The 21,088-nt window shown below is 37.0% G+C and carries 21 protein-coding genes and 1 pseudogene; 16 read left to right on the plus strand and 6 right to left on the minus strand.

The features are described 5' to 3' along the window. From rfbC to BUA76_RS12760, 3 genes are all read left to right on the plus strand, one after another. Nucleotides 1-540, plus strand: a complete 540-nt coding sequence (rfbC, locus tag BUA76_RS12750) for a dTDP-4-dehydrorhamnose 3,5-epimerase (protein ID WP_072885184.1) — start codon at nt 1-3, stop codon at nt 538-540. A gap of 100 nt (nt 541-640) precedes the next feature. Then, a complete protein-coding gene (rimO, locus tag BUA76_RS12755) occupies nt 641-1,942 on the plus strand; it encodes a 30S ribosomal protein S12 methylthiotransferase RimO (protein WP_072885185.1) in 1,302 nt (433 codons plus the stop codon). 306 nt (nt 1,943-2,248) lie between these two features. After that, entirely contained in the window at nt 2,249-2,620 is a 372-nt protein-coding gene (locus tag BUA76_RS12760; protein WP_072885186.1) for a septal ring lytic transglycosylase RlpA family protein, read from the plus strand. Between the two features lie 67 nt (nt 2,621-2,687). Here the strand turns inward: BUA76_RS12760 and BUA76_RS12765 are convergent, their stop codons facing one another. Together BUA76_RS12765 and porX are read right to left on the minus strand one after the other, a co-directional pair. After that, nucleotides 2,688-3,452 (minus strand): exodeoxyribonuclease III, encoded by a 765-nt coding sequence (locus BUA76_RS12765; RefSeq protein WP_072885235.1) that lies wholly within the window; start codon nt 3,450-3,452, stop codon nt 2,688-2,690. Nucleotides 3,453-3,590: 138 nt separating this feature from the next. Next, nucleotides 3,591-5,135 carry a T9SS response regulator signal transducer PorX gene (porX, locus tag BUA76_RS12770; RefSeq protein ID WP_072885187.1) on the minus strand — a complete coding sequence of 515 codons (1,545 nt, stop codon included), beginning with the start codon at nt 5,133-5,135 and terminating at the stop codon, nt 3,591-3,593. Nucleotides 5,136-5,353: 218 nt separating this feature from the next. Here porX and BUA76_RS12775 point away from each other — a divergent pair, with 218 nt between their 5' ends. From BUA76_RS12775 to BUA76_RS12815, 9 genes are all read left to right on the plus strand, one after another. Then, a complete protein-coding gene (locus BUA76_RS12775; RefSeq protein WP_072885188.1) occupies nt 5,354-6,580 on the plus strand; it encodes an HD domain-containing protein in 1,227 nt (408 codons plus the stop codon). A 73-nt stretch (nt 6,581-6,653) separates the two neighbouring features. Continuing rightward, a complete protein-coding gene (gene lpxD / locus BUA76_RS12780) occupies nt 6,654-7,673 on the plus strand; it encodes a UDP-3-O-(3-hydroxymyristoyl)glucosamine N-acyltransferase (RefSeq protein ID WP_072885189.1) in 1,020 nt (339 codons plus the stop codon). A 4-nt stretch (nt 7,674-7,677) separates the two neighbouring features. Continuing rightward, a complete protein-coding gene (locus tag BUA76_RS12785) occupies nt 7,678-9,075 on the plus strand; it encodes a bifunctional UDP-3-O-[3-hydroxymyristoyl] N-acetylglucosamine deacetylase/3-hydroxyacyl-ACP dehydratase (RefSeq protein WP_072885190.1) in 1,398 nt (465 codons plus the stop codon). After that, nucleotides 9,076-9,864: an acyl-ACP--UDP-N-acetylglucosamine O-acyltransferase gene (lpxA, locus tag BUA76_RS12790; protein WP_066439196.1), complete on the plus strand. Its 789-nt coding sequence runs from the start codon at nt 9,076-9,078 to the stop codon at nt 9,862-9,864. A gap of 15 nt (nt 9,865-9,879) precedes the next feature. After that, complete coding sequence (locus tag BUA76_RS12795; protein WP_228408489.1) at nt 9,880-10,212, plus strand: hypothetical protein; 333 nt, start codon at nt 9,880-9,882, stop codon at nt 10,210-10,212. 15 nt (nt 10,213-10,227) lie between these two features. Next, entirely contained in the window at nt 10,228-10,794 is a 567-nt protein-coding gene (gene efp / locus BUA76_RS12800) for an elongation factor P (RefSeq protein ID WP_027379799.1), read from the plus strand. 148 nt (nt 10,795-10,942) lie between these two features. Further along, complete coding sequence (locus tag BUA76_RS12805) at nt 10,943-11,845, plus strand: UDP-3-O-(3-hydroxymyristoyl)glucosamine N-acyltransferase (RefSeq protein WP_072885191.1); 903 nt, start codon at nt 10,943-10,945, stop codon at nt 11,843-11,845. A gap of 90 nt (nt 11,846-11,935) precedes the next feature. Beyond that, nucleotides 11,936-12,808 (plus strand): succinate--CoA ligase subunit alpha, encoded by an 873-nt coding sequence (gene sucD / locus BUA76_RS12810; protein WP_029294782.1) that lies wholly within the window; start codon nt 11,936-11,938, stop codon nt 12,806-12,808. 17 nt (nt 12,809-12,825) lie between these two features. Further along, a complete protein-coding gene (locus BUA76_RS12815) occupies nt 12,826-13,494 on the plus strand; it encodes a porin family protein (RefSeq protein ID WP_072885192.1) in 669 nt (222 codons plus the stop codon). 66 nt (nt 13,495-13,560) lie between these two features. Here the strand turns inward: BUA76_RS12815 and BUA76_RS12820 are convergent, their stop codons facing one another. From BUA76_RS12820 to BUA76_RS12830, 3 genes are all read right to left on the minus strand, one after another. Beyond that, nucleotides 13,561-14,871: an ABC transporter permease gene (locus tag BUA76_RS12820; protein ID WP_072885193.1), complete on the minus strand. Its 1,311-nt coding sequence runs from the start codon at nt 14,869-14,871 to the stop codon at nt 13,561-13,563. 2 nt (nt 14,872-14,873) lie between these two features. Continuing rightward, nucleotides 14,874-15,785 carry an ABC transporter ATP-binding protein gene (locus tag BUA76_RS12825; protein WP_072885194.1) on the minus strand — a complete coding sequence of 304 codons (912 nt, stop codon included), beginning with the start codon at nt 15,783-15,785 and terminating at the stop codon, nt 14,874-14,876. 103 nt (nt 15,786-15,888) lie between these two features. Next, nucleotides 15,889-16,239: a T9SS type A sorting domain-containing protein gene (locus BUA76_RS12830; RefSeq protein WP_072885195.1), complete on the minus strand. Its 351-nt coding sequence runs from the start codon at nt 16,237-16,239 to the stop codon at nt 15,889-15,891. A gap of 120 nt (nt 16,240-16,359) precedes the next feature. Between BUA76_RS12830 and hemB the strand changes: the two genes are divergently transcribed. Beyond that, nucleotides 16,360-17,349 carry a porphobilinogen synthase gene (hemB, locus tag BUA76_RS12835; RefSeq protein ID WP_072885196.1) on the plus strand — a complete coding sequence of 330 codons (990 nt, stop codon included), beginning with the start codon at nt 16,360-16,362 and terminating at the stop codon, nt 17,347-17,349. A gap of 48 nt (nt 17,350-17,397) precedes the next feature. Here the strand turns inward: hemB and BUA76_RS12840 are convergent, their stop codons facing one another. Continuing rightward, nucleotides 17,398-17,580: a hypothetical protein gene (locus BUA76_RS12840; RefSeq protein ID WP_072885197.1), complete on the minus strand. Its 183-nt coding sequence runs from the start codon at nt 17,578-17,580 to the stop codon at nt 17,398-17,400. Between the two features lie 238 nt (nt 17,581-17,818). On the opposite strand from BUA76_RS12840, the pseudogene lptB reads away from it, so the two are divergent. From lptB to BUA76_RS12855, 3 genes and pseudogenes are all read left to right on the plus strand, one after another. Further along, nucleotides 17,819-18,544, plus strand: a pseudogene (gene lptB, locus BUA76_RS12845) (LPS export ABC transporter ATP-binding protein); the annotation flags it as partial. A 319-nt stretch (nt 18,545-18,863) separates the two neighbouring features. Continuing rightward, nucleotides 18,864-19,112: a hypothetical protein gene (locus BUA76_RS12850; protein ID WP_072885199.1), complete on the plus strand. Its 249-nt coding sequence runs from the start codon at nt 18,864-18,866 to the stop codon at nt 19,110-19,112. 170 nt (nt 19,113-19,282) lie between these two features. Continuing rightward, entirely contained in the window at nt 19,283-21,010 is a 1,728-nt protein-coding gene (locus BUA76_RS12855; RefSeq protein ID WP_083573235.1) for an ABC transporter ATP-binding protein, read from the plus strand. Nucleotides 21,011-21,088 lie beyond the last annotated feature (78 nt).

The raw sequence follows: 21,088 nt of genomic DNA on the forward strand, positions 1-21,088 counted from the left end.
ATGAAAATAAAAGAAACTCCTCTAAAAGATTGCTATATAATTGAGCCTACAATTTTTGAAGATGAAAGAGGATATTTTTTTGAAAAGTATAATGAAAAAAGATTTGAGGAACTTACCGGAATGAACGGTCATTTTGTTCAGGATAACGTATCCAAATCTTCATATGGAGTCATCCGCGGAATTCATTTGCAGAAAGGAGAACATGCGCAGGCGAAATTGGTTTCCTGTCTTGAAGGCCGGGTTTGGGATGTTGCCGTAGATATGAGAAAAGATTCTCCTACATTCGGAAAATGGTTCGGAATTGAACTTACTGCAGAAAATAAAACCCAGTTGTATGTACCCAGAGGCTTTGGACACGGTTTTTCGGTATTAAGTGAAACAGCCGTTTTTGCATATAAATGTGATGATTTTTATAATAAAGAATCAGAAGCAGGGGTTGTGTACAATGATTCCCATTTGAACATCGATTGGATCATTCCTTCACAAGACGCAGTTTTATCCGAAAAAGATCAGATGTTACCCGCTTTTAATCACGAATAGAATTTTAAATGATATCACACAACCACTCTTTCGGGTGGTTTTTATTTTTTATTCAGGACTCTTCAATATTTTGTATCTTTGCCAACTCAAAATCAAAAAGATGCGTACAAAATCTGTAGGGAAGAAGAAAATCAATGTAGTAACGCTTGGATGTTCCAAGAATGTTTATGACTCTGAAGTTTTGATGAGCCAGCTGAAAGCCAACGGAAAAGAAGTTGTTCATGAAGACAAAGGAGATATTGTAGTTATCAATACCTGCGGATTTATAGACAATGCCAAAGAAGAATCCATCAATACTATTCTTGATTATGTTGAAGCGAAGAACAGGGGCGAAGTAGAAAAAGTATTTGTCACAGGATGTCTTTCCGAAAGATACAAGCCGGATCTTGTAAGAGAGATTCCTGATGTAGACCAGTATTTCGGAACGAGAGATCTTCCGATTTTGCTTAAACATCTGGGTGCGGATTACAAACATGAGCTTGTAGGAGAGCGTTTAACGACTACTCCAAAACATTATGCCTATCTTAAAATTTCCGAAGGCTGCGACAGGCCATGTTCCTTCTGTGCGATTCCTCTGATGAGGGGAGGCCACATTTCCACGCCAATCGAGAAGCTGGTTTCAGAAGCTCAAAAGCTTGCTAAAAAGGGTACCAAAGAACTGATTCTTATTGCGCAGGATCTTACCTATTACGGACTGGATATTTATAAAAGACGTGCTCTTGGTGATTTATTAAAAGAATTGGTAAAGGTAGATGGAATTGAATGGATTCGTCTTCATTATGCTTTTCCAAGCGGTTTCCCGGAAGATGTTCTTGATATTATAAGAGAAGAACCGAAAGTCTGCAACTATATCGATATTCCGCTTCAGCACATCAACTCCGAGCTGCTGAAATCTATGAAAAGAGGGACTACCCATGAAAAGACAGATGCACTTTTAGCAAAATTCCGAGAGAAAGTTCCGGATATGGCCATCCGTACAACCCTTATCGTTGGATATCCCGGAGAAACGGAAGAAATTTTCCAGGAATTAAAAGATTGGGTGAGAGAACAAAAATTCGACAGGCTCGGATGCTTCACCTATTCTCATGAAGAAAACACTGGTGCTTATGTATTGGAAGATGATATTCCACAGGAAGTTAAAGAAGCCAGAGTAGAGGAGATCATGGAAATTCAATCCCAGATTTCTTGGGAAAAGAATCAGGAAAAAATCGGGAATGTATACAAATGTATTTTTGACCGTAAGGAAGGAAACTATTTTATAGGAAGAACGGAATACGATTCGCCGGATGTGGACAATACCGTTTTGGTATCTGCAGAAGACACTTATATTTCCATTGGTGAATTTGCGGATGTAAAAATCACTTCGGCTGAAGAATTTGATCTTTACGGAGAATTAGTATAGGCTCAACATAAAATCCATAATATAAAAAGTAAAGAAATTTACATGAAGTACAAATATTTAAACTATTGATAATTAGTATTTTGTGATTTTAAATTTTATATTTCCGCAGTCTTTTCGTTAAATTTGTTAACTTTTTAACTGTTTTTTTAACGTTTTTTAACAATATGGTTTTAATTGTTGATAATCAGTATTTTATAATTTTAATTAACATTTATTTTAGTTTTTATTAACATCTGTTAACATATAAAATAGGCTCGTTAAAAGATTCCTGATACATTTGCCTCGTCAAACAAATAAAAGTTCAAAATGATGAAAAGATTAATTCTCGTAATCATAATGATGATTTCAACCCTTGGTGTTTATTCTTTCAAAATGAATGCCATAGATGCGAAAAAAACAAGTTATGCATCGTACTACCACGATAAATTTAACGGTAGAAAAACGGCCAGCGGAGAGATTTTCGATAATGCAAAGTTTACTGCAGCCAACAGAACGCTTCCTTTCGGAACAAACATTAAGGTGACCAACCTGAACAATGGTAAAGAGGTAATTGTGAAAATTAATGATAGAGGACCTTACCATTCGTCAAGAGCTTTAGATATGTCTAAAGCTGCGTTCGATGAAATCGGAGATACCGACCGCGGTACGATTCCGGTGGAATATGAAATTGTCGATTAATTTTATGATTTAAATTAAAAAAAGCCAACTTTCGCAGTTGGCTTTTTTGCTTTTTATAGTATGATGATTATAAGCTGATCTCTACAAGTGCAGGACAATGATCGGAATGCACTGCTTCCTTTAATATAACCGCTCTGGTAAGCTTATCTTTTAAAGCGTAGGAAGTGAAATTATAATCCAGTCTCCAGCCTTTATTCCGCTCTCTTGAGTTTTGCCGGTAGCTCCACCATGTATAATGATCAGGTTCATTGTTAAAAAAACGGAAACTGTCAATAAGCTCGCATTCATTAATGAAATTCGTCATCCATTCTCTTTCCATCGGTAAGAAGCCGGAAACATTTTTTAATCCGATCGGATTATGAATATCAATAGCTTCATGGCAGATATTAAAATCGCCTGAAATAATAAGATTGGGAATTTCCTTTTTTAAAGTTTTAATGTATTCTAAAAAATCATAGCAAAACTGCATCTTAAAATCCAGCCTTTCAATATTAGAAGCAGAAGGAACATATACTGAAATGGCAGAAAAGCCGTCAAAGTCAGCACGGATAATCCTTCCTTCATTGTCATAGCTTTCAATACCACAGCCATATTCCACATGTACAGGCTTTATTTTAGAAGCGATTCCTACACCGCTGTAGCCTTTTTTAACAGCCGAATGCCAGTAACTGTGATAACCCAGTTTTTCGAGGCTTTCGATATCAATCTGGTCGTTTCCGGCTTTGCTTTCCTGGATACAGATGATGTCCGGATCGGCAGATTTCAGCCATCCTAAAAAATCCTTGGTAAAAGCAGCTCTTATTCCGTTAACGTTGTAAGTTATTAATCTCAAAATTTTAATTTTTCCAAAAATACAAAATGAAACTTGCTTATCAGGTCTTAAAATAGTTTCGGGCGGAAAAATCGAAGATTTTTCCGCCCGAAACATGATATTAATAAACAGCTATTAGCAAACTGGCAATACTATCTGCTATTTAGGTTCCAGAATGCTGATCGGAATGATGCACTCTTCCAGTGAAATTCCGCCGTGCTGATAAGTCTCCTTGTAGTAGTTCACAAAATGATTGTAATTCTTAGGATAAGCCAGGAAAATATTATTCTTGGCGAAAATATACTTTGAGCTTAAATTTCCTTTAGGTAAAAATAATTTTTCAGGATTCGTAATGGCCCATACATCACTGTCGTCATATGTTAAGCTTTTTCCTGTCTTATAACGGATGTTGGTTGAAGTTTCCCTGTCTCCCACCACCTTACTTGGCTTTTTAACATAAACGGTCCCATGGTCCGTGGTGATCACAAGTTTGAATCCGTTTTCAGCTGCAACTTTAATGATCTTCATCAATGAAGAATTTTCAAACCAGTTTAAAGTGAGCGATCTGAAAGTTTTATCATCACGAATCAATTGATCAACAATATGGTTGTCCGTTTTCGCATGAGAAAGAATATCAATGAAATTGTATACGATCACTAACAGGTCGTTGTTTTTGTGCTGGTTAAAGTCATCATAAATCTTTCGCTCAAAATCGGCATTCAGGACTTTAAGGTATTTCATGGACTTGGAGCCAAGCCCGATCCTTTTCATCTGGTCTTCCAGGAAATCACGTTCATATTCATTTTTGTTCCCCTCTTCATTATCATTGAACCATTTATCCGGGAAACGCTTTTCAATTTCAGAAGGCATAAGTCCTGCAAAAAAAGAATTTCTTGCATACTGCGTTGCCGTAGGAAGAATACTGTAATAATAATCCTCAGAAATCTTGTTATAATATTTAGTAAATAAAGGTTCAATTACTTTCCACTGGTCATAACGGAGGTTATCCACCATCAGCAACAGAACTTTTTCCTTTTCTACTTCGGGTTTTATTTTTTCTTTAAAAAGGGTGTGGCTCATAATTGGTTTCTCAGAATCATGGAGCCAGTCTTCGTAATTATTTTCGATAAATTTCGCAAACTGGATGTTCGCCTCTTCCTTCTGTGACTGAAGAAGATCTGCAAACTCATTATCTGTTACTTTATCAAATTTAATTTCCCAGTTCAGGATTTTCTTATAATATTCTGCCCAATCCTGGTACGATCTTAAATAAGAAAGTTCCATGGAAAGGTTTCTGAATTCCTGCTGGTACTGAAGAATAGTTTTCTGCTCAACCAGATTGTCCTGTTGAAGGTTTTTCTTTAATGAAAGTAAAATCTGGTTGGGGTTCACCGGTTTCAGAATATAATCTGCGATTTGTGATCCGATGGCCTCTTCCATAATATGCTCTTCTTCGCTTTTAGTCACCATTACTATTTTTAAGGAATTATCTTTATCCTTAATCATAGGAATAGCTTCAAGTCCGGAGATTCCCGGCATATTTTCATCAATTAGTGTTAATGCGAATTTTTCAGAATCCATCAGCTCCAAAGCCTCGTTAACATTGTTTACAGGAGTTACCTGGTAGCCCTTTTTTTCAAGGAATACAATGTGAGGTTTAAGGAGGTCAATTTCATCATCTATCCATAATATCTTTTCCGACATAAATTTATTTTTTTACATGGTTATTGTATCAAATTGCCGACCAACTAACATTAAAATCTGCCAAAATGAACATGCGTAAAGTTAAATATAAGTTAATGAAAACTGCAATATTTCTACATAATAATTCTTTATAAATTTCGGCCCGATTTTTTAATAATATTTTAAATCAGGTTCAATTTTAAAATCCTTAAATTTGTTTATAAATTCAGACGTTTTCCATGCAGAATAAACTCAAAATCATCAATGATCCGGTTCACGGTTTTATCAGAATACCACACGAAATCTTATTTGATATTATTGAGCATCCTTATTTTCAGCGATTAAGGAGAATCGGGCAAACAGGCCTTCTGAATCTTATTTTTCCCGGAGCAACGCATACAAGATTTCATCATGCACTGGGAGCGATGCATCTTATGTTTACCGCCCTTGAAACGTTAAAGCAGAAAGGAGTGAAAATTTCGGAAAATGAGGAAAAGGGAGCCATGTTGGCAATTTTAATGCACGATATTGGTCATGGTCCGTTTTCTCACGCACTGGAAAGTATGCTGATGGATGACTGGCATCATGAAACTCTTTCTTTATTATTAATGAACCGTCTGAATGTTGAGTTTGACGGAGCGCTTTCCTGCGCTATTGAAATGTTCCAGGGAAGATATCACCGGAAATTTTTCAATCAGCTGATCTCTTCACAGCTGGATGTAGACAGACTTGATTATCTGAAACGCGACAGCTTTTTTACAGGAGTCTCGGAAGGCAGCATCAATACGCAGCGAATCATTTCCATGATGAATGTCTGTGAAGAGGGAGAATTGGTAATTGATGCCAAAGGAGTTTATTCGATTGAAAATTTTCTAACGGCCAGAATGTTCATGTACTGGCAGGTATATTATCATAAAACTTCGGCACTTGCTGAATTTTTACTGGTGAAAATTCTGGAGCGCGCCAAATATCTTGTTTCTATGGGAATAGATCTTCCTGCCGGTGATAATCTCAAATATTTCCTTTATCGTGAAAAAAGCGCAGCGACTGATGAAGACGTAAAACGATTTACTCAGCTGGACGATAATGACATTATTCAGGCAATGAAACTGTGGCAGAATGCAGAAGATCATATATTGTCTTATTGGTGCAAATGTATCATTCAAAGAAACCTTCCCAGAACAATTATCTCATCACATCCTTTTGAACAGGAATTCATTAAAGAAAAAGTAAAAAAAACCAATGATTTTTTCGGAATTGATAATGGTGAAGAATTGGTGAATGTAATTAAAAGAAAACTTCTTCCTTATGATACAGAAAAACAGCCTATATATCTCCTGCAGAAAAGTGGGAAAAAAATAAGGCTTGAAGAATCGGAAGATCAGCTTTTATCAGGGCTCATGATAAATAAGACTCAACGCTATATTCTCATGTATCCAAGGGATATTCAGAATACATTTTCTTAAATATTATTAAAATTTTACTTTCCGAAAACCAAAAAATGTTTGCGAATTACAGAATTTCTTATCTTTGCAGAATATGGAATTTACAGCTTCGCAAATTGCAAGTTTTATTGACGGAAAAATAATAGGTGACGAAAGTGCACTTATTACTGGTGTTTCACCTATTGAAAGCGGGGAAACAGGGCATCTTTCTTTTATAGCACAAGATCGATTTACGCATTATTTAGATACCTCAAAATGCTCCGTTATCATTGTTTCAGAAAGTCTAATTACAAAAGATTCTTATAATTCTACCATTATATCGGTGAAAGATGCCTATCTTTCTTTTCAGATACTCATGAACCTCTATCAGGAAATGCAGGGGAGAAAAGAAGGCATTGAAAATGGCTCTTCCATACACGACACAGCTGTGATCGGTGATAAGGCTTACATTGGAGCTTTTACCTATGTTTCAGAGAAAGCAAAAATTGGTGAAGGATCTCAGATTTACCCTCATGTTTATATCGGGAAGGGCGTAAAGATTGGCAAAAACTGCAAAATAGACAGCGGTGCCAGAATTTATGACTACTGCATCATCGGGGATAATTGTGTGATTCATTCCAATACGGTAATAGGAGGAGATGGATTCGGTTTCCAGCCGACACCCGAAGGATTCAAAAAAATTCCGCAGTTGGGGAACGTTATCATTGAAGATGATGTGGAAATCGGTTCAAATTGTAGTATTGACCGCGCAACCATCGGTTCAACTATTATAGGGAAAGGTACAAAAATAGATAACCTGATTCAGATTGCACATAATGTTAAGATTGGTAAAAATAATGTAATTGCGGCACAGGCCGGTATTGCAGGATCTACAACCATCGGAGACTGGAACCAGATTGGCGGTCAGGTTGGTATCGTAGGCCATATTAAAATAGGAAGCCAGGTGAAAATTCAGGCGCAGAGTGGCGTGAATTCCAGCGTTAATGATAAAGAAACGTTATACGGCTCACCGGCAATCAACTATAATGATTATTTGAGAAACTATATTCATTTCAGAAACTTTACTGAAATTGTTAATAGAATAAAAAATCTTGAGAATAACTCAAAAGATTAAACTAATGAGTGATATGCAAAAAACGCTTCAGCAAGAAGTAACACTTTCCGGGATCGGACTTCATACTGGTAAAGAAGTAAAACTGACCATGAAACCTGCCAAAGAAAATACAGGTTTTGTTTTTGTAAGAACAGACCTTGAAGGGCATCCACAGGTAGAAGCAGATGTTAATTATGTAGTAGCTACGGAAAGAGGAACAACATTAGAGAAATTAGGGGTGAAAATTACAACTTGCGAGCATCTTTTAGCTGCATTGGTAGGTTGTGATATCGATAATGCTATTCTGGAAATGGATGCTTCGGAACCACCAATTTTGGACGGATCTTCAAAATATTTCGTTGAAGCAATTGAAAGTGTTGGTGTCGTTGAGCAGAATATTGCAAGAGAATATCTTGTTGTAAAAGAAGTGCTTACATACAGTGATCCTGCTACCGGATCTGAAATAACCATTATTCCTTCTGATACCTACGAAGTGACGACTATGGTAGATTTCGGTACTAAGGTTCTGGGAACGCAAAATGCCACTCTTAAAAATATTTCAGAGTTTAAAGATGAAATTTCCTCAGCAAGAACGTTCAGCTTCTTACATGAGCTGGAAATGCTGCTGGATCATGGCCTTATCAAAGGGGGCGATATATCAAACGCTATTGTTTATGTAGATAAGGATCTTACGCCGGAAACCACAGAAAAACTTAAAAAAGCTTTCGGTAAAGACAACGTTTCTATAAGACCAAACGGAATTCTTGACAATTTAAATTTAAATTATCCTAATGAAGCGGCAAGACACAAATTACTGGATGTGATTGGTGATCTGGCCTTGGCAGGAGTAAAAATAAAAGGAAAAGTTATTGCCAACAAACCGGGACATTATGTAAATACCCAGTTTGCGAAAAAACTTAACCGCCAATGGAAACTGCAGAAAAAGAAAAATGTTCCGGATTTCGACCTTACCAAAGAACCGGTTTTTGATATCAACGGAATTATGAGGCTTATGCCGCACAGACCGCCGTTCTTGCTGATTGATAAAATTCTTGAACTTTCAGATTCTCACGTTGTAGGACTGAAGAATGTAACGATGAACGAACCGTTCTTTGTAGGACATTTTCCAAAAGAGCCTGTAATGCCGGGCGTTTTACAGGTGGAAGCATTGGCACAGACAGGTGGTATTCTTGTATTGGCAAGTGTTCCGGACCCTGAAAATTACTCTACCTATTTCATAAAAATTGATAAAGTAAAATTCAAAAGAAAAGTAGTGCCGGGAGATACTATCATTTTCAAAATTGAATTGATCGAGCCGATCAGAAGAGGAATCGTTCACATGCAGGGCTACGGATATGTAGGGGATGCAGTTGCCGTAGAAGCAGAATTAATGGCTCAAGTTGCAAAAAATAAAGTTGATTAAATGATTCATCAATTAGCAGCCGTAGATAAGCGTGCGAAAATCAGCAAAAATGTAATCGTAGAACCTTTCACTACCATTGCAGGGGACGTAGAAATAGGAGAAGGAACATGGATTGGTCCCAACGTTACCATCATGGATGGAGCAAGAATTGGTAAAAACTGCAGAATTTTCCCGGGAACCGTAATTTCGGCAATTCCTCAGGATTTGAAATTCGATGGCGAAGATACTCAGGTTATTATCGGTGACGAAACCACCATCAGAGAATGTGTTACCGTAAACAGGGGAACAAAAGCATTAGGATTTACCAAAATAGGAAAAAACTGCCTTATCATGGCAACTTCGCACATTGCGCACGACTGTGTGATAGGAGATCACGTTATCATTGTAAATGGTTGCGGTATCGCCGGACATGTAGAAATTGGTGACTATACTGTAATGGGAGGATTATCCGCCGTGCATCAGTTTGGTAAAATCGGGAAACATGTAATGATTTCCGGAGGTACACTTGTAAGAAAAGATATTCCGCCTTATGTAAAAGTTGCGAGAGAACCAATGTCATATGCAGGGATTAATTCGGTAGGGCTCAGAAGAAGAGGATTTACCAACGAAAAGATATTTGAAATCCAGAAAATTTACAGAGCTATTTTCCAAATGAAAATGAATGTTTCACAGGCGATTTCACATATTGAAAAAGAAATGCTTCCCACGGCAGAGAGAGATGAAATTCTTCAGTTCATCCAAAACTCACCAAGAGGAATCGTAAAAGGATATGGAACCGGAAAAGAATAATCATAAATATTAAATATGAAATTTTTAATCTTTTTTATCATGCTTTCAGTGACTTCTGTGTTTGGACAGCAAACGGAAGGATTAAAAACTCAGAAAACAACAAAGGCTTCTATCATGGAAAGAAAACTTCCGGAGAAGCCTAATGACAGTCTCGCCAGGAATAATTTTAAATCTATCCTGAATCAGAAGGATAACTCAAATTCTATTTTTGGTACGGCAAACCAGTACAACTCCGAGGTACAGATGAATGTGAACCGCTTACAGAATAATGTGAATATGTTCAATAACAATACATTCAACAGAATGATTCCGCAGGGAGAGGGAATACAATTTAACAAAAGAAAATAATTATATACAACATTAATGGCAACAAGTAACGATATCAGAAAAGGGCTTTGCATTGAGTACAGCAACGATATTTATAAAGTTATCGAATTTCTTCACGTAAAACCGGGAAAAGGTCCTGCTTTCGTTAGAACAAAATTAAAATCTGTAACCAACGGAAAAGTAATTGACAATACTTTCTCTGCAGGTCACAAAATCGACGAAGTAAAAGTAATCACCAGAAAATACCAGTATTTGTATGATGATGAAAACGGGTTCCATTTCATGAATAATGACGATTTTTCTCAACTTTACCTGAACAAGGAAATGATTGAAAACTCAAACCTTATGAAAGCAGGAGAAGAAGTTACTATCATCCTGAAAGAAGCAGATGAAACACCTCTTTCTGCTGAATTGCCACAATCGGTTTATCTTGAAGTTGTGGAAGCGGATCCGGGGGTAAAAGGAAATACTGCAACCAACGCTCTTAAAAACGCCATCGTTGAAACTGGAGCAAGGGTAATGGTTCCTTTATTTATTGAGCCGGGAGACAAAATTAAAGTAAGTACAGAAGACGGTTCTTACTTGGAAAGAGTTAAAGAATAATTTTAATACAATCTACAGAAATTCGGAATGTGAAAGCAGACCGAATTTTTGTTTATAAAAGTTTTAAAGAGTCCCGAAGGGACGACTATAAAAGAATCGGATAAAGTCCGATCTTGACATGTTTGATAACTAAACATCATTAAACAATATGAAGTTTCATCAGCCACAAAAACTTAGAACAATTGCTGATATTATCGGTGCCAGATTCATAGGCCCTGAAGATTTTGAAGTATTGGGAACAAACGAAATTCATATGGTAAAACCAGGTGATATTGTTTTTGTAAACCATCCTAAATATTATGATAAAGCCCTGAATTCCGCAGCTACCATTATTCTTATTGATAAAGAAGTGGAATGTCCTGAAGGAAAGGCACTTTTGGTTTCTGATGATCCATTCAGAGACTTTAATAAGATTAACACCCATTTTACGAGAATTTATAATTTCACGGAAGAGCTTCATGATGTTGAAATCGGTGAAGGAACGCATATTCATCATTCGGCAGTGATCGGAAACAATGTTAAAATCGGAAAAAATACCCTTATCTTCCCGAATGTGGTGATCGGTGACAGAACCGTTATTGGAGATAATGTGGTAATCCAGTCGAATACGGTCTTGGGTGGTGATGCATTCTATTACAGAAAACTGGACGGAAACTTTGATCGTTTAATCTCTGTTGGAAATGTAGTCATTGAAAACAACGTTGAAATTGGAAACGGATGTACGATTGACAGAGGAGTTACAGACTCTACGGTGATCGGTGAAGGATCTGTTTTAGATAACCAGATCCAGATCGGACATGATACGGTAATCGGTAAAAAATGCCTTATTGCTTCCCAGACGGGAATTGCAGGATGCTGTATCATTGAAGATGAAGTAACCATCTGGGGACAAGTCGGGATCGCATCTGGTCTCAGAATAGAAAAAGGTACTATTTTACTAGCGAAAGCCGGAGTTAATAGAGATTTGTCTAAAGGAACCTATTTCGGTTCTATTGCGGAAGACTTCAGAACATACTTGAAAAAAGAGGTTAAACTGAGAAATCTCAAATAAACAAATTGTTTAGATTTATCTTTAATCAAAGAAATTTAATTAAATTTGTGTGCATTTAAAAATTAATAAATAAATTAAATAAATAATAAAATGTCAATTTTAGTAAACAAAGATTCTAAAGTAATTGTACAAGGATTTACGGGGAATGAAGGTACTTTCCACGCAAGCCAGATGATCGAATACGGAACCAACGTTGTAGGTGGTGTTACTCCGGGAAAAGGAGGAAGCGAGCACCTTGGAAAGCCGGTATTCAATACTGTAGCTGATGCTGTGGCAAAAGCCGGAGCAAACGTGAGTATCATTTTCGTACCGCCTGCATTTGCAGCTGATGCCATTATGGAAGCTGCTGAAGCAGGAATCAAAGTAATTGTATGTATTACCGAAGGTATTCCTGTAGCAGATATGGTAAAAGTAAAATCTTACATTGCCGACAGAGACTGCAGATTAATCGGTCCGAACTGCCCGGGAATCATTACTTCTGAAGAAGCTAAAATTGGTATTATGCCAGGTTTCGTTTTCAAAAAAGGTAAGGTAGGTATCGTTTCAAAATCAGGTACGCTTACTTATGAAGCAGCAGATCAGGTAGTAAGAGCCGGTTTCGGTATCTCTACAGCAATTGGTATCGGTGGAGATCCTATTATCGGGACAACTACAAGAGAAGCTTTGGAATTATTCATCAATGATCCTGAAACGGAAGCAGTGGTAATGATTGGAGAAATTGGTGGTGGTCTTGAAGCAGAAGCAGCAAGATGGTACAAAGCCAGCGGTTCTACAAAGCCTGTAGTAGGTTTTATTGCCGGACAAACTGCTCCTAAAGGAAGAACAATGGGACACGCAGGTGCTATCGTTGGCGGTGCTGAGGATACAGCCCAGGCAAAGATGGAGATCATGAGAGAAAACGGTATCAATGTAGTAGATTCCCCTGCTGATATTGGTGTTACCGTGGCTAAGGTTTTAGCATAATTTTAAAAATATACACAATGAAAAAAATTTTATTACCCTCCGCCTTGTTATTGTCGGTGATGTCTTTCGCACAAATAGACTTCAGCAGTACAAGATTCGGAGTGTCTGCGGGAGGCAACCTTTCGGCAGTAAAAAATGCTCACAATCCCTCAGGAAGAAGACTTACGGCACAGGCCGGATTTCTGGCTTTGATTCCTGTTGGCAGCACGAATCAGTTTTTCCTTCAGCCGGAAATACAATATTTCGGTGCGGGAGAGACAGGAAAAGATAAAGATTTTAAAGGTAAAGACGGTTATGATGCGGTCTATGCCAATAATTATCTTAGTGTACCTATCAGTTTTAAGGCTTATTTTTCCGAGGCAGAATCAGAATTTTTCGGATTGATAGGGCCAAGATTTAATTTTTTGATAGATCAGCGAACGAAAAACGCTCCTGTCTCAAGACCTTATTATGACCCGGATGTTACGCTAACGTCTCTGCCTAATGTCAATGGAAAAGCGAATAGCTTTAACTTTGGAATCGGCTTTGGAGTAGGGTACAGCTACAAAAGACAACTGGAAATAGCTGCAAGATATGATTTTGGACTTTCCAATACATATCCCGGACTTGATTATGAGCCGCAGGGAACTACTAAAAATAAATCTGAGCAGGTTCTCAGTGTAAGTCTGAGTTATATTTTCAGATAAAATTATGTAATTCAAGCATAAAAAATCCCGAAGTAAAGCTTCGGGATTTTTATTTAACTCTATTTATTACCCTTTAATCCATTTCCAGAGCTCTTTTAGGGTTGCCTTATTTCCATACATCAGGATACCCACCCTGTATATTTTTCCGGCTAGAAAAATCATAAAAATAGTAGTTCCCAGTAGTAAAGTGATTGATAAAGCAATCTGCCATGCAGGAACGCCAAAAGGTATTCTTGCAATCATGGCCACAGGAGAAGTGAAAGGGATAATTGACAGCCAGAAGCCCAGCGGACCATCCGGATTATTCATTAAAGAAAAACTGCCATACATGCCCAGCATTAAAGGAAGAATGGCAAAAAGCGTGAATTGCTGTGTTTCCGTTTCATTATCCACTGCAGATCCAATCGCTGCATATATCGAGCTGTAAAAAATATATCCCAAAAGGAAAAATACGATAAACACAAAGATAATCAGCGGAAAATTAAGTTCCAGTAAACTGTGGGAAACCTGGGTGGCAATCTGTGTCACATCAAGCTTGGTAGCCAATTCTTCATTTCCTCCCGGTATGTTTTTCTGAATGGAAGAAAATCCGGTATTCAGAACCAAAGCACCAATTACAGACATGGTAATCCAGACCACAAACTGCGTTAATGCAACAAGTGTAACTCCTAAAATTTTTCCCATCATCAGTTCAAAAGGCTTCACTGAAGAAATGATAATTTCCACGACACGGTTGTTTTTTTCTTCCAGCACGCTTCGCATTACCCTCACTCCATAAATAATGATAAACATGAACGTGACATACATCAGAAGAATGCTTAATCCGCTTTTTACCCCAAACGCAAGATCAGAATCTTCCTTATTGTTTTCGGAAACATTAATTGTTTTCAGGGTAAAGCTTTTATCAAGATTAATGAGCTGCGTTTCTGCAATACCTAATTGCTTTATTTTCTCTTTTTTAATAACCTCGTTAATGTCTGAAACAATTTTTTGCTTCGTGTCAAAACCTATTTTATTATTAATGACAAGCCTTGTGTTTTTCTGAAGGTCATCAAAATTCTTATTTTTAAGTTCAGGTAATACTAAGATGCCATCCAGTGATTCATTGGTTTTAAGATTATTGATTTTCGATTTTTCATCTGCGGCAGATACGTAAATGTATTTTAGTTGTTCGGAAGATTTCATCTGACCGGTAAATAATCCGCTTTTGTCTACCACTTCAATAACACTGTGGGATTCATTAGCCTTAAACATAAGTCCGATTACCGCTCCGAAAGCAACAAGAAGAATAGGAGCAAGAATGGTCAATATAATGAAGGATTTTTTCTTAACCTGCGTCAGAAATTCCCTTTTTGTAATTAAAAAAATATTATTCATAATTAAATATTGCTGCTTACTGCATTAATAAAAACTTCATTCATACTCGGAATTTTTTCTTCAAACGAACGCACTTTTCCTATATGTATCAATTCAAGGAGAATATCATTTTGATTTGTTTCGTTTTTAAGATCAAAGGAAACAAGATTGTTTTCATTTACAATATTGAAAAGATCATATTTTCTTTTAAAATTATCAAACTGAATATCACGTACTTCTGAAAGTGTAATGCCAAAAATATTTTTTTTGAATTTTTCCCTTACATCAAATACTCTTCCGTCAATAATTTTTTTAGAATTGTTAATAAGCGCAACATAATCACACATTTCTTCCACGCTCTCCATACGGTGTGTTGATAAAATAATGGTTGTTCCGTTGTTTTTAAGATCAATAATCTGATCTTTAATAAGATTGGCATTCACCGGATCGAAACCGGAAAAAGGTTCGTCCAGAATCAGTAAATTAGGTCTGTGAAGAACAGTAACTACAAACTGTATCTTTTGTGCCATGCCTTTGGAAAGTTCAGACAGTTTCTTTTTCCACCACTGGTCGATATGAAGTTTGTCAAACCATTTTTTGGCTTCATCTAAAGCATCATTCTTGCTCATTCCCTTAAGTTCGCCAAAATAAAGAAGCTGATCTCCTACGGTCATGTTCTTGTAAAGCCCTCTTTCTTCAGGCATGTAGCCGATATCTTTAATATGATCAGGATTAAGTTTTTGTCCGTTGATCATAATATCTCCCGAATCTGCCTGGGTAATCTGGTTAATGATGCGGATAAATGAGGTTTTTCCGGCTCCGTTTGGTCCTAAAAGACCATAGACACTTCCTTTCGGAACATGGATGCTGAAATCGTCCAATGCTACTTTTTTGCCCGCATTGTAAGTCTTTCTGATATGTTCAGCTTTTAGCATTAAATTGTTTTTACTGATTAGTATGAAAAAGTTCCGAAAGTTACGGAATTATTGAAAACAGATTAATCTAAAAGAAAAAATCCTGATGATTATCAGGATTTAATTATTGTTTTACGATTTGTGTAACCTTCATAGTGTTGTCGCTCAATATGTAGCGGATCAAATATTTTCCGGGTTTCAATTTTTCAATATTAATTTCTCCCGAATTCATATTTACAGCATAATTGGCAACCTGTGTTCCTAAAATAGAATAGAAGGTCACACTTTTAATTTTAAGATTAGAGTCCTTTGCCTTTACAATCAGAAAGTCCTTTGCAGGATTCGGGTAGGCTACGAGGACACCATCATCAGCTTTTTGTGAAAATGCTGACGGCTCCTTTATCTGTGCCTTTGCATTGTTGGAAAATCCAACAAAAGCGCCTAAAAAGATAAATAAAAGTAAAAGTTTTTTCATCAAATTATAATTTCTATAAATATATTAAAACAAAAGTAAACAATTCCACAATCTCCTGCAACACTTTTTTGTTTAAGTTGTAGTAAATTTGCATTAAATTTCATTCAAAAAGTATTCCAAATGATACATTCAAGAAATAGAAGGCTGAGAGTAAATGAATCTGTCAGAAGTCTGGTAAGAGAATGCTCCCTTACTACAAGTGATTTCGTAATGCCAATCTTCGTAATGGAGGGCGAAAATAAAGAAGAGCCAATTGCAGCAATGCCGGGAATTTTCAGACGAAGTATTGATCTGACAGTAAAAGAATGTAAGGAATTATTTTCTTTAGGTGTAAAAGCAGTCAATCTGTATATGAAAATTTCAGATGATCTTAAGGATAATACCGGAAAAGAAGCCTGGAACAAGAACGGATTAATGCAGAACACGATCAGAGCGATAAAAGATGCCGTTCCGGAAATGATTGTAATGCCCGATGTAGCCCTTGATCCTTATTCAATCTACGGACACGACGGGATCATTGAAAATGGTAAAATTGTGAATGACGCAACTAATGACGCTTTGGCAAGAATGTCTGTTTCACATGCAGAAGCAGGAGCAGATATTGTGGCGCCGAGCGATATGATGGACGGAAGGGTTCAGGTGATCCGCGAAGCATTGGAAGAAAACGGATTTACCGATGTCGGGATCTTAAGTTATGCGGCAAAATACGCCAGCTCTTTTTATGGACCTTTCAGAAGCGCTTTAGACAGTGCCCCGAAAGATAATATGGAAATTCCGAAGGATAAAAAAACATATCAGATGGATTTTCATAATTCGCGGGAAGCCCTGAATGAGGTTTTCAAAGACATCGAAGAAGGAGCGGATATTATCATGATTAAGCCGGGATTGCCATATCTGGATATTGTTTCTAAAGTCCGTGAAGCGATCGATCTTCCGATTGCGGTATATAATGTAAGCGGAGAATATGCAATGGTAAAGGCAGCAGCTCAAAATGGCTGGCTGGACAATGATAAAACCATTATCGAAAGCCTTACCTGCTTCAAAAGAGCCGGAGCAGATATGATCTTTACCTATTTTGCGAAAGAAGCGGCAATGATTTTAAACAGATAATTTCATCAATGATAATTACTAAAAAACACCTCAGCTGAGGTGTTTTTTTTATCCGAAACAGGCTTTGTAAAATGGTGATCCCGGAACAATGGGATTCGCTCCGCCATTATCATTTACACAAATATTTGTTGGACACAAATACCAGCCTGCAGGGCAATTTCCGTTCGCGTCAGGAGGTCTTATATTTCCTCCGTTCACATTCATTAATTCTTTTCTGGATAATTTTTTCATAATAAATATAATTTGGTAGCTCTAAATTAAAAATTTTTTTCACAAGTTGTTGATAAAAAATCAGAATATGAAATTTTCTTTTGATGTATTTAATTACTTAAAGATTTCATTGATGATGTTGTATCAGCAGTTATAAATTTGAACCCTCTATAAAAAGGTTATTAAAATTATGCTAAAACTTCATTTGCCGCCGCAGCAATCTGAAAATTGAATTCAAAAAAACTTTATCTTTGCCTTTATGATTTTACGAGGAGAAAACTTAATCAAAGAATACGGTCCGAAAAAAGTTGTAAAAGGTGTATCTGTGCAGGTTCAGCAGGGAGAGATTGTTGGATTGCTCGGTCCGAACGGAGCCGGAAAAACGACTTCTTTTTATATGATTGTAGGATTGGTTAAGCCTACTTCAGGAAAAATTTTTCTCGACAAACAGGAAATCACAACCGATGCGATGTACCGCAGGGCACAAAAAGGTATCGGGTATCTTGCTCAGGAAGCTTCTGTATTCCGTAAGCTTTCCGTGGAGGAAAATATTATGGGCGTTTTACAGCTTACAAAACTTTCAAAACGAGAACAGCAAATCAAATGTGACGAGCTGATTGAAGAATTTTCGTTACAGCATGTCCGCAAAAACAGGGGGGATCTTCTGTCGGGAGGTGAGAGACGTAGAACGGAAATCGCACGCTGCCTTGCCACGGATCCAAGCTTCATTCTTTTGGATGAACCATTTGCCGGAGTAGATCCAATTGCTGTTGAAGACATTCAGAAGATCGTAAGAAGCCTGGTAGATAAAAATATCGGAATTCTTATCACCGACCACAACGTACAGCAGACGCTTGCCATTACCAATAAAACGTACATCATGTTTGAAGGAAGAATCCTGAAAGAAGGTCTTCCGGAAGATCTTGCCAATGATCCGCAGGTAAGGGAAGCCTATCTGGGAGAAAACTTCGTGTACCAAAGTATTTTGGATAAGCCCAAAAAGAAAAGTTATGCCTATAATATCTGGGCCGGAAACTTCGATTCTAAAACGCAACTACAGGAATTTGTGAATCAGAATTTTGCACAATTTGATGATCTGAGGTTAATGTATGGCTTTGAAGATATCAGTTTCGCATCATTAGGAAATTCTGAAATTCAGCATATTTTTAATGATGTGGTGGATAAAACGGCCAATAATGCTTTTGTGTTTCAGAAAAAAGAAATCAATTCACAATACTCATTGGAACAGGCAGAAGCAGAATCTAATGCCGCAAGCAGAGAGGAATTGCACTATCTTACAACGTATGTTTTCGAAGGATAATAATGTTTTTGATGAATTTAAACAAGGAACTAAAGTATTTTTAGATGGAGAATACGGAGTTATTGTTCAGATAGACGGACCATCAACAATCATTCATTGGGATACTCCAAAAGAAAATGATTATGAAGACTGGTTCTCATGTTGGGGACCATTTATAGAAATGGGGGGCAAAATCATTAATAAAGATTACATCTTTACGTACATTAATGATGAGGGAGTATTGAAAGATTAAATTTAATCACAGCAATATTTGCTGAAAAATAGAATAAAACGTACCTTTTTCTCTGTAAAACGGTACGTTTTTCATTTAAAAGAATTTGTATGGCAAAACCATTCAACAGAACGGTGACCTTATTCGGGATTTATAAGCAGCTGGTTCCATTCATAAAACCATACCGCCTGATGATTTACGGGACCTTGTTTCTTACGTTTTTGGGAGCTCTTGCTGCCCAGGTAAATCCTTTGGTACTGAAATATACCGTAGATGAAGTCACAAAGCTTACCCGTCTTCCGCATCCGATGTCAGAAGGCATTCATATACTCGTAGTAATCTCGGTAATTTTATTAGGGAAGGAGCTTGTGAATATTTTTATCAATTTCGGGCAGAAATTTTATGGTGAAAAAATAAGGATTAATGTAAGCTCGGTGTTGGCTCAATCGGCCATAGACAAGATTCTTACCTATCGTGTTGCTTACTTTAATGATGAAAATCATGAATCGGGAAAGCTGCAGATCAGAATAGACAGGGGAATTGAAAGTTTGACCAGGCTGGTTCAAAATTTTTTCATTGATATGCTGCCTCTTTTTTCAAACGCAATAATCGCTTTAATCATTATGTATTTGCAGAATATGTATGTTGGAATTGTTTCCACGGTTATTGTTCCTATTTATTTTTATGTCAGTTCTCTTCAGGCGAAAAAACTGAGCGGTGTCAGACGAACCTTAAGGAATCAGCGCGAGCAGAAAACCTCAGGATTGTTGAATCTCATCAATTCCATTATGGTAATCAAGAGTTTTGTAAGGGAAAAATTTGAGGGCAAAAAGCAGTATGATCTTCAGATGCAGCTCATGGAAAGCCAGATGTTTACCCGGAAAACAAATTTTATTTATGATGGGTTAAAAACTTTTATCGAACAGTTTGGTGTAGTTCTGATCATCCTTTTAACCGTTTACTTAGTGCTGGATCAGCAGATGACCATTGGAGCAATTATGCTGCATATCATGCTTTTTAATAATGTTTCGGCACCCATTCGCCAGCTTCACAGAATTTATGACGATATGAATGATGCGATGATTTATGCCGAAGGGTATTTCGATATATTAAATGCAGATAACGAAAAAGAACCCAATGGAAATTTTGTTCAAAAAGACATCAAAGGAAATTTTGAACTGAAGAATATCAATTTTACTTACCCAAACGGAACACAGGCATTACATGATGTTTCCATGAAGATCGAAAACGGAAAAACAACAGCATTGGTGGGCCTCAGCGGAGCCGGAAAATCTACTATTATCAACCTTTTATGCAAATTTTATCTTCCGGATTCGGGTGAGGTTCTTTTGGATGGAGTTGATCTAAATAATTTTGATAATACTTTTCTCAGAAACGATCTTGGTTTGGTACTTCAGAAAAATCATATTTTCCAGGGAAGCATTGAAGATAATATCCGTTACGGAAATATGGATGCAACATTTCAGGAAATTGAAAAAGCTGCTCAAAAAGCATATCTCCATGAGCAGATCCTGGATTTACCCAATGGTTATAATCACGATGCCACCCAGCTTTCCGGAGGGCAGCAGCAAAGAATTGCCATTGCCAGGTTATTCTTAAAAGATCCGCCGATTATTTTCCTTGATGAACCCACGGCAAGTCTGGATGCTATCGCAACAGAACAAATTAAAAATTCTCTGGATGCTATAAAAGAAGGCAGAACGGTGATTATCATTTCGCATTCTTTATCACAGATTTTAGATTCGGATAAAATATATGTTATGAAAAAAGGAAAAGTAGTGGAAAGCGGAACGCATGATGAGCTTGTACAGATCAACGGAACCTACCGCGAAATTTTCGATGCTTCCGCAAGAAGTTTAAATCTGGATAAACTGGTTAATAGTTTTAAGGATAACTAGATAATATATGGGTAAGAAGTTATAAGTAAGAAGTTATAAGTAAGAAGTTATAAGTAAGAAGTAAGAAGTAAGAAGTAA

The organism is Chryseobacterium takakiae (assembly GCF_900129385.1).
In the GTDB taxonomy this organism is placed as follows: domain Bacteria; phylum Bacteroidota; class Bacteroidia; order Flavobacteriales; family Weeksellaceae; genus Chryseobacterium; species Chryseobacterium takakiae.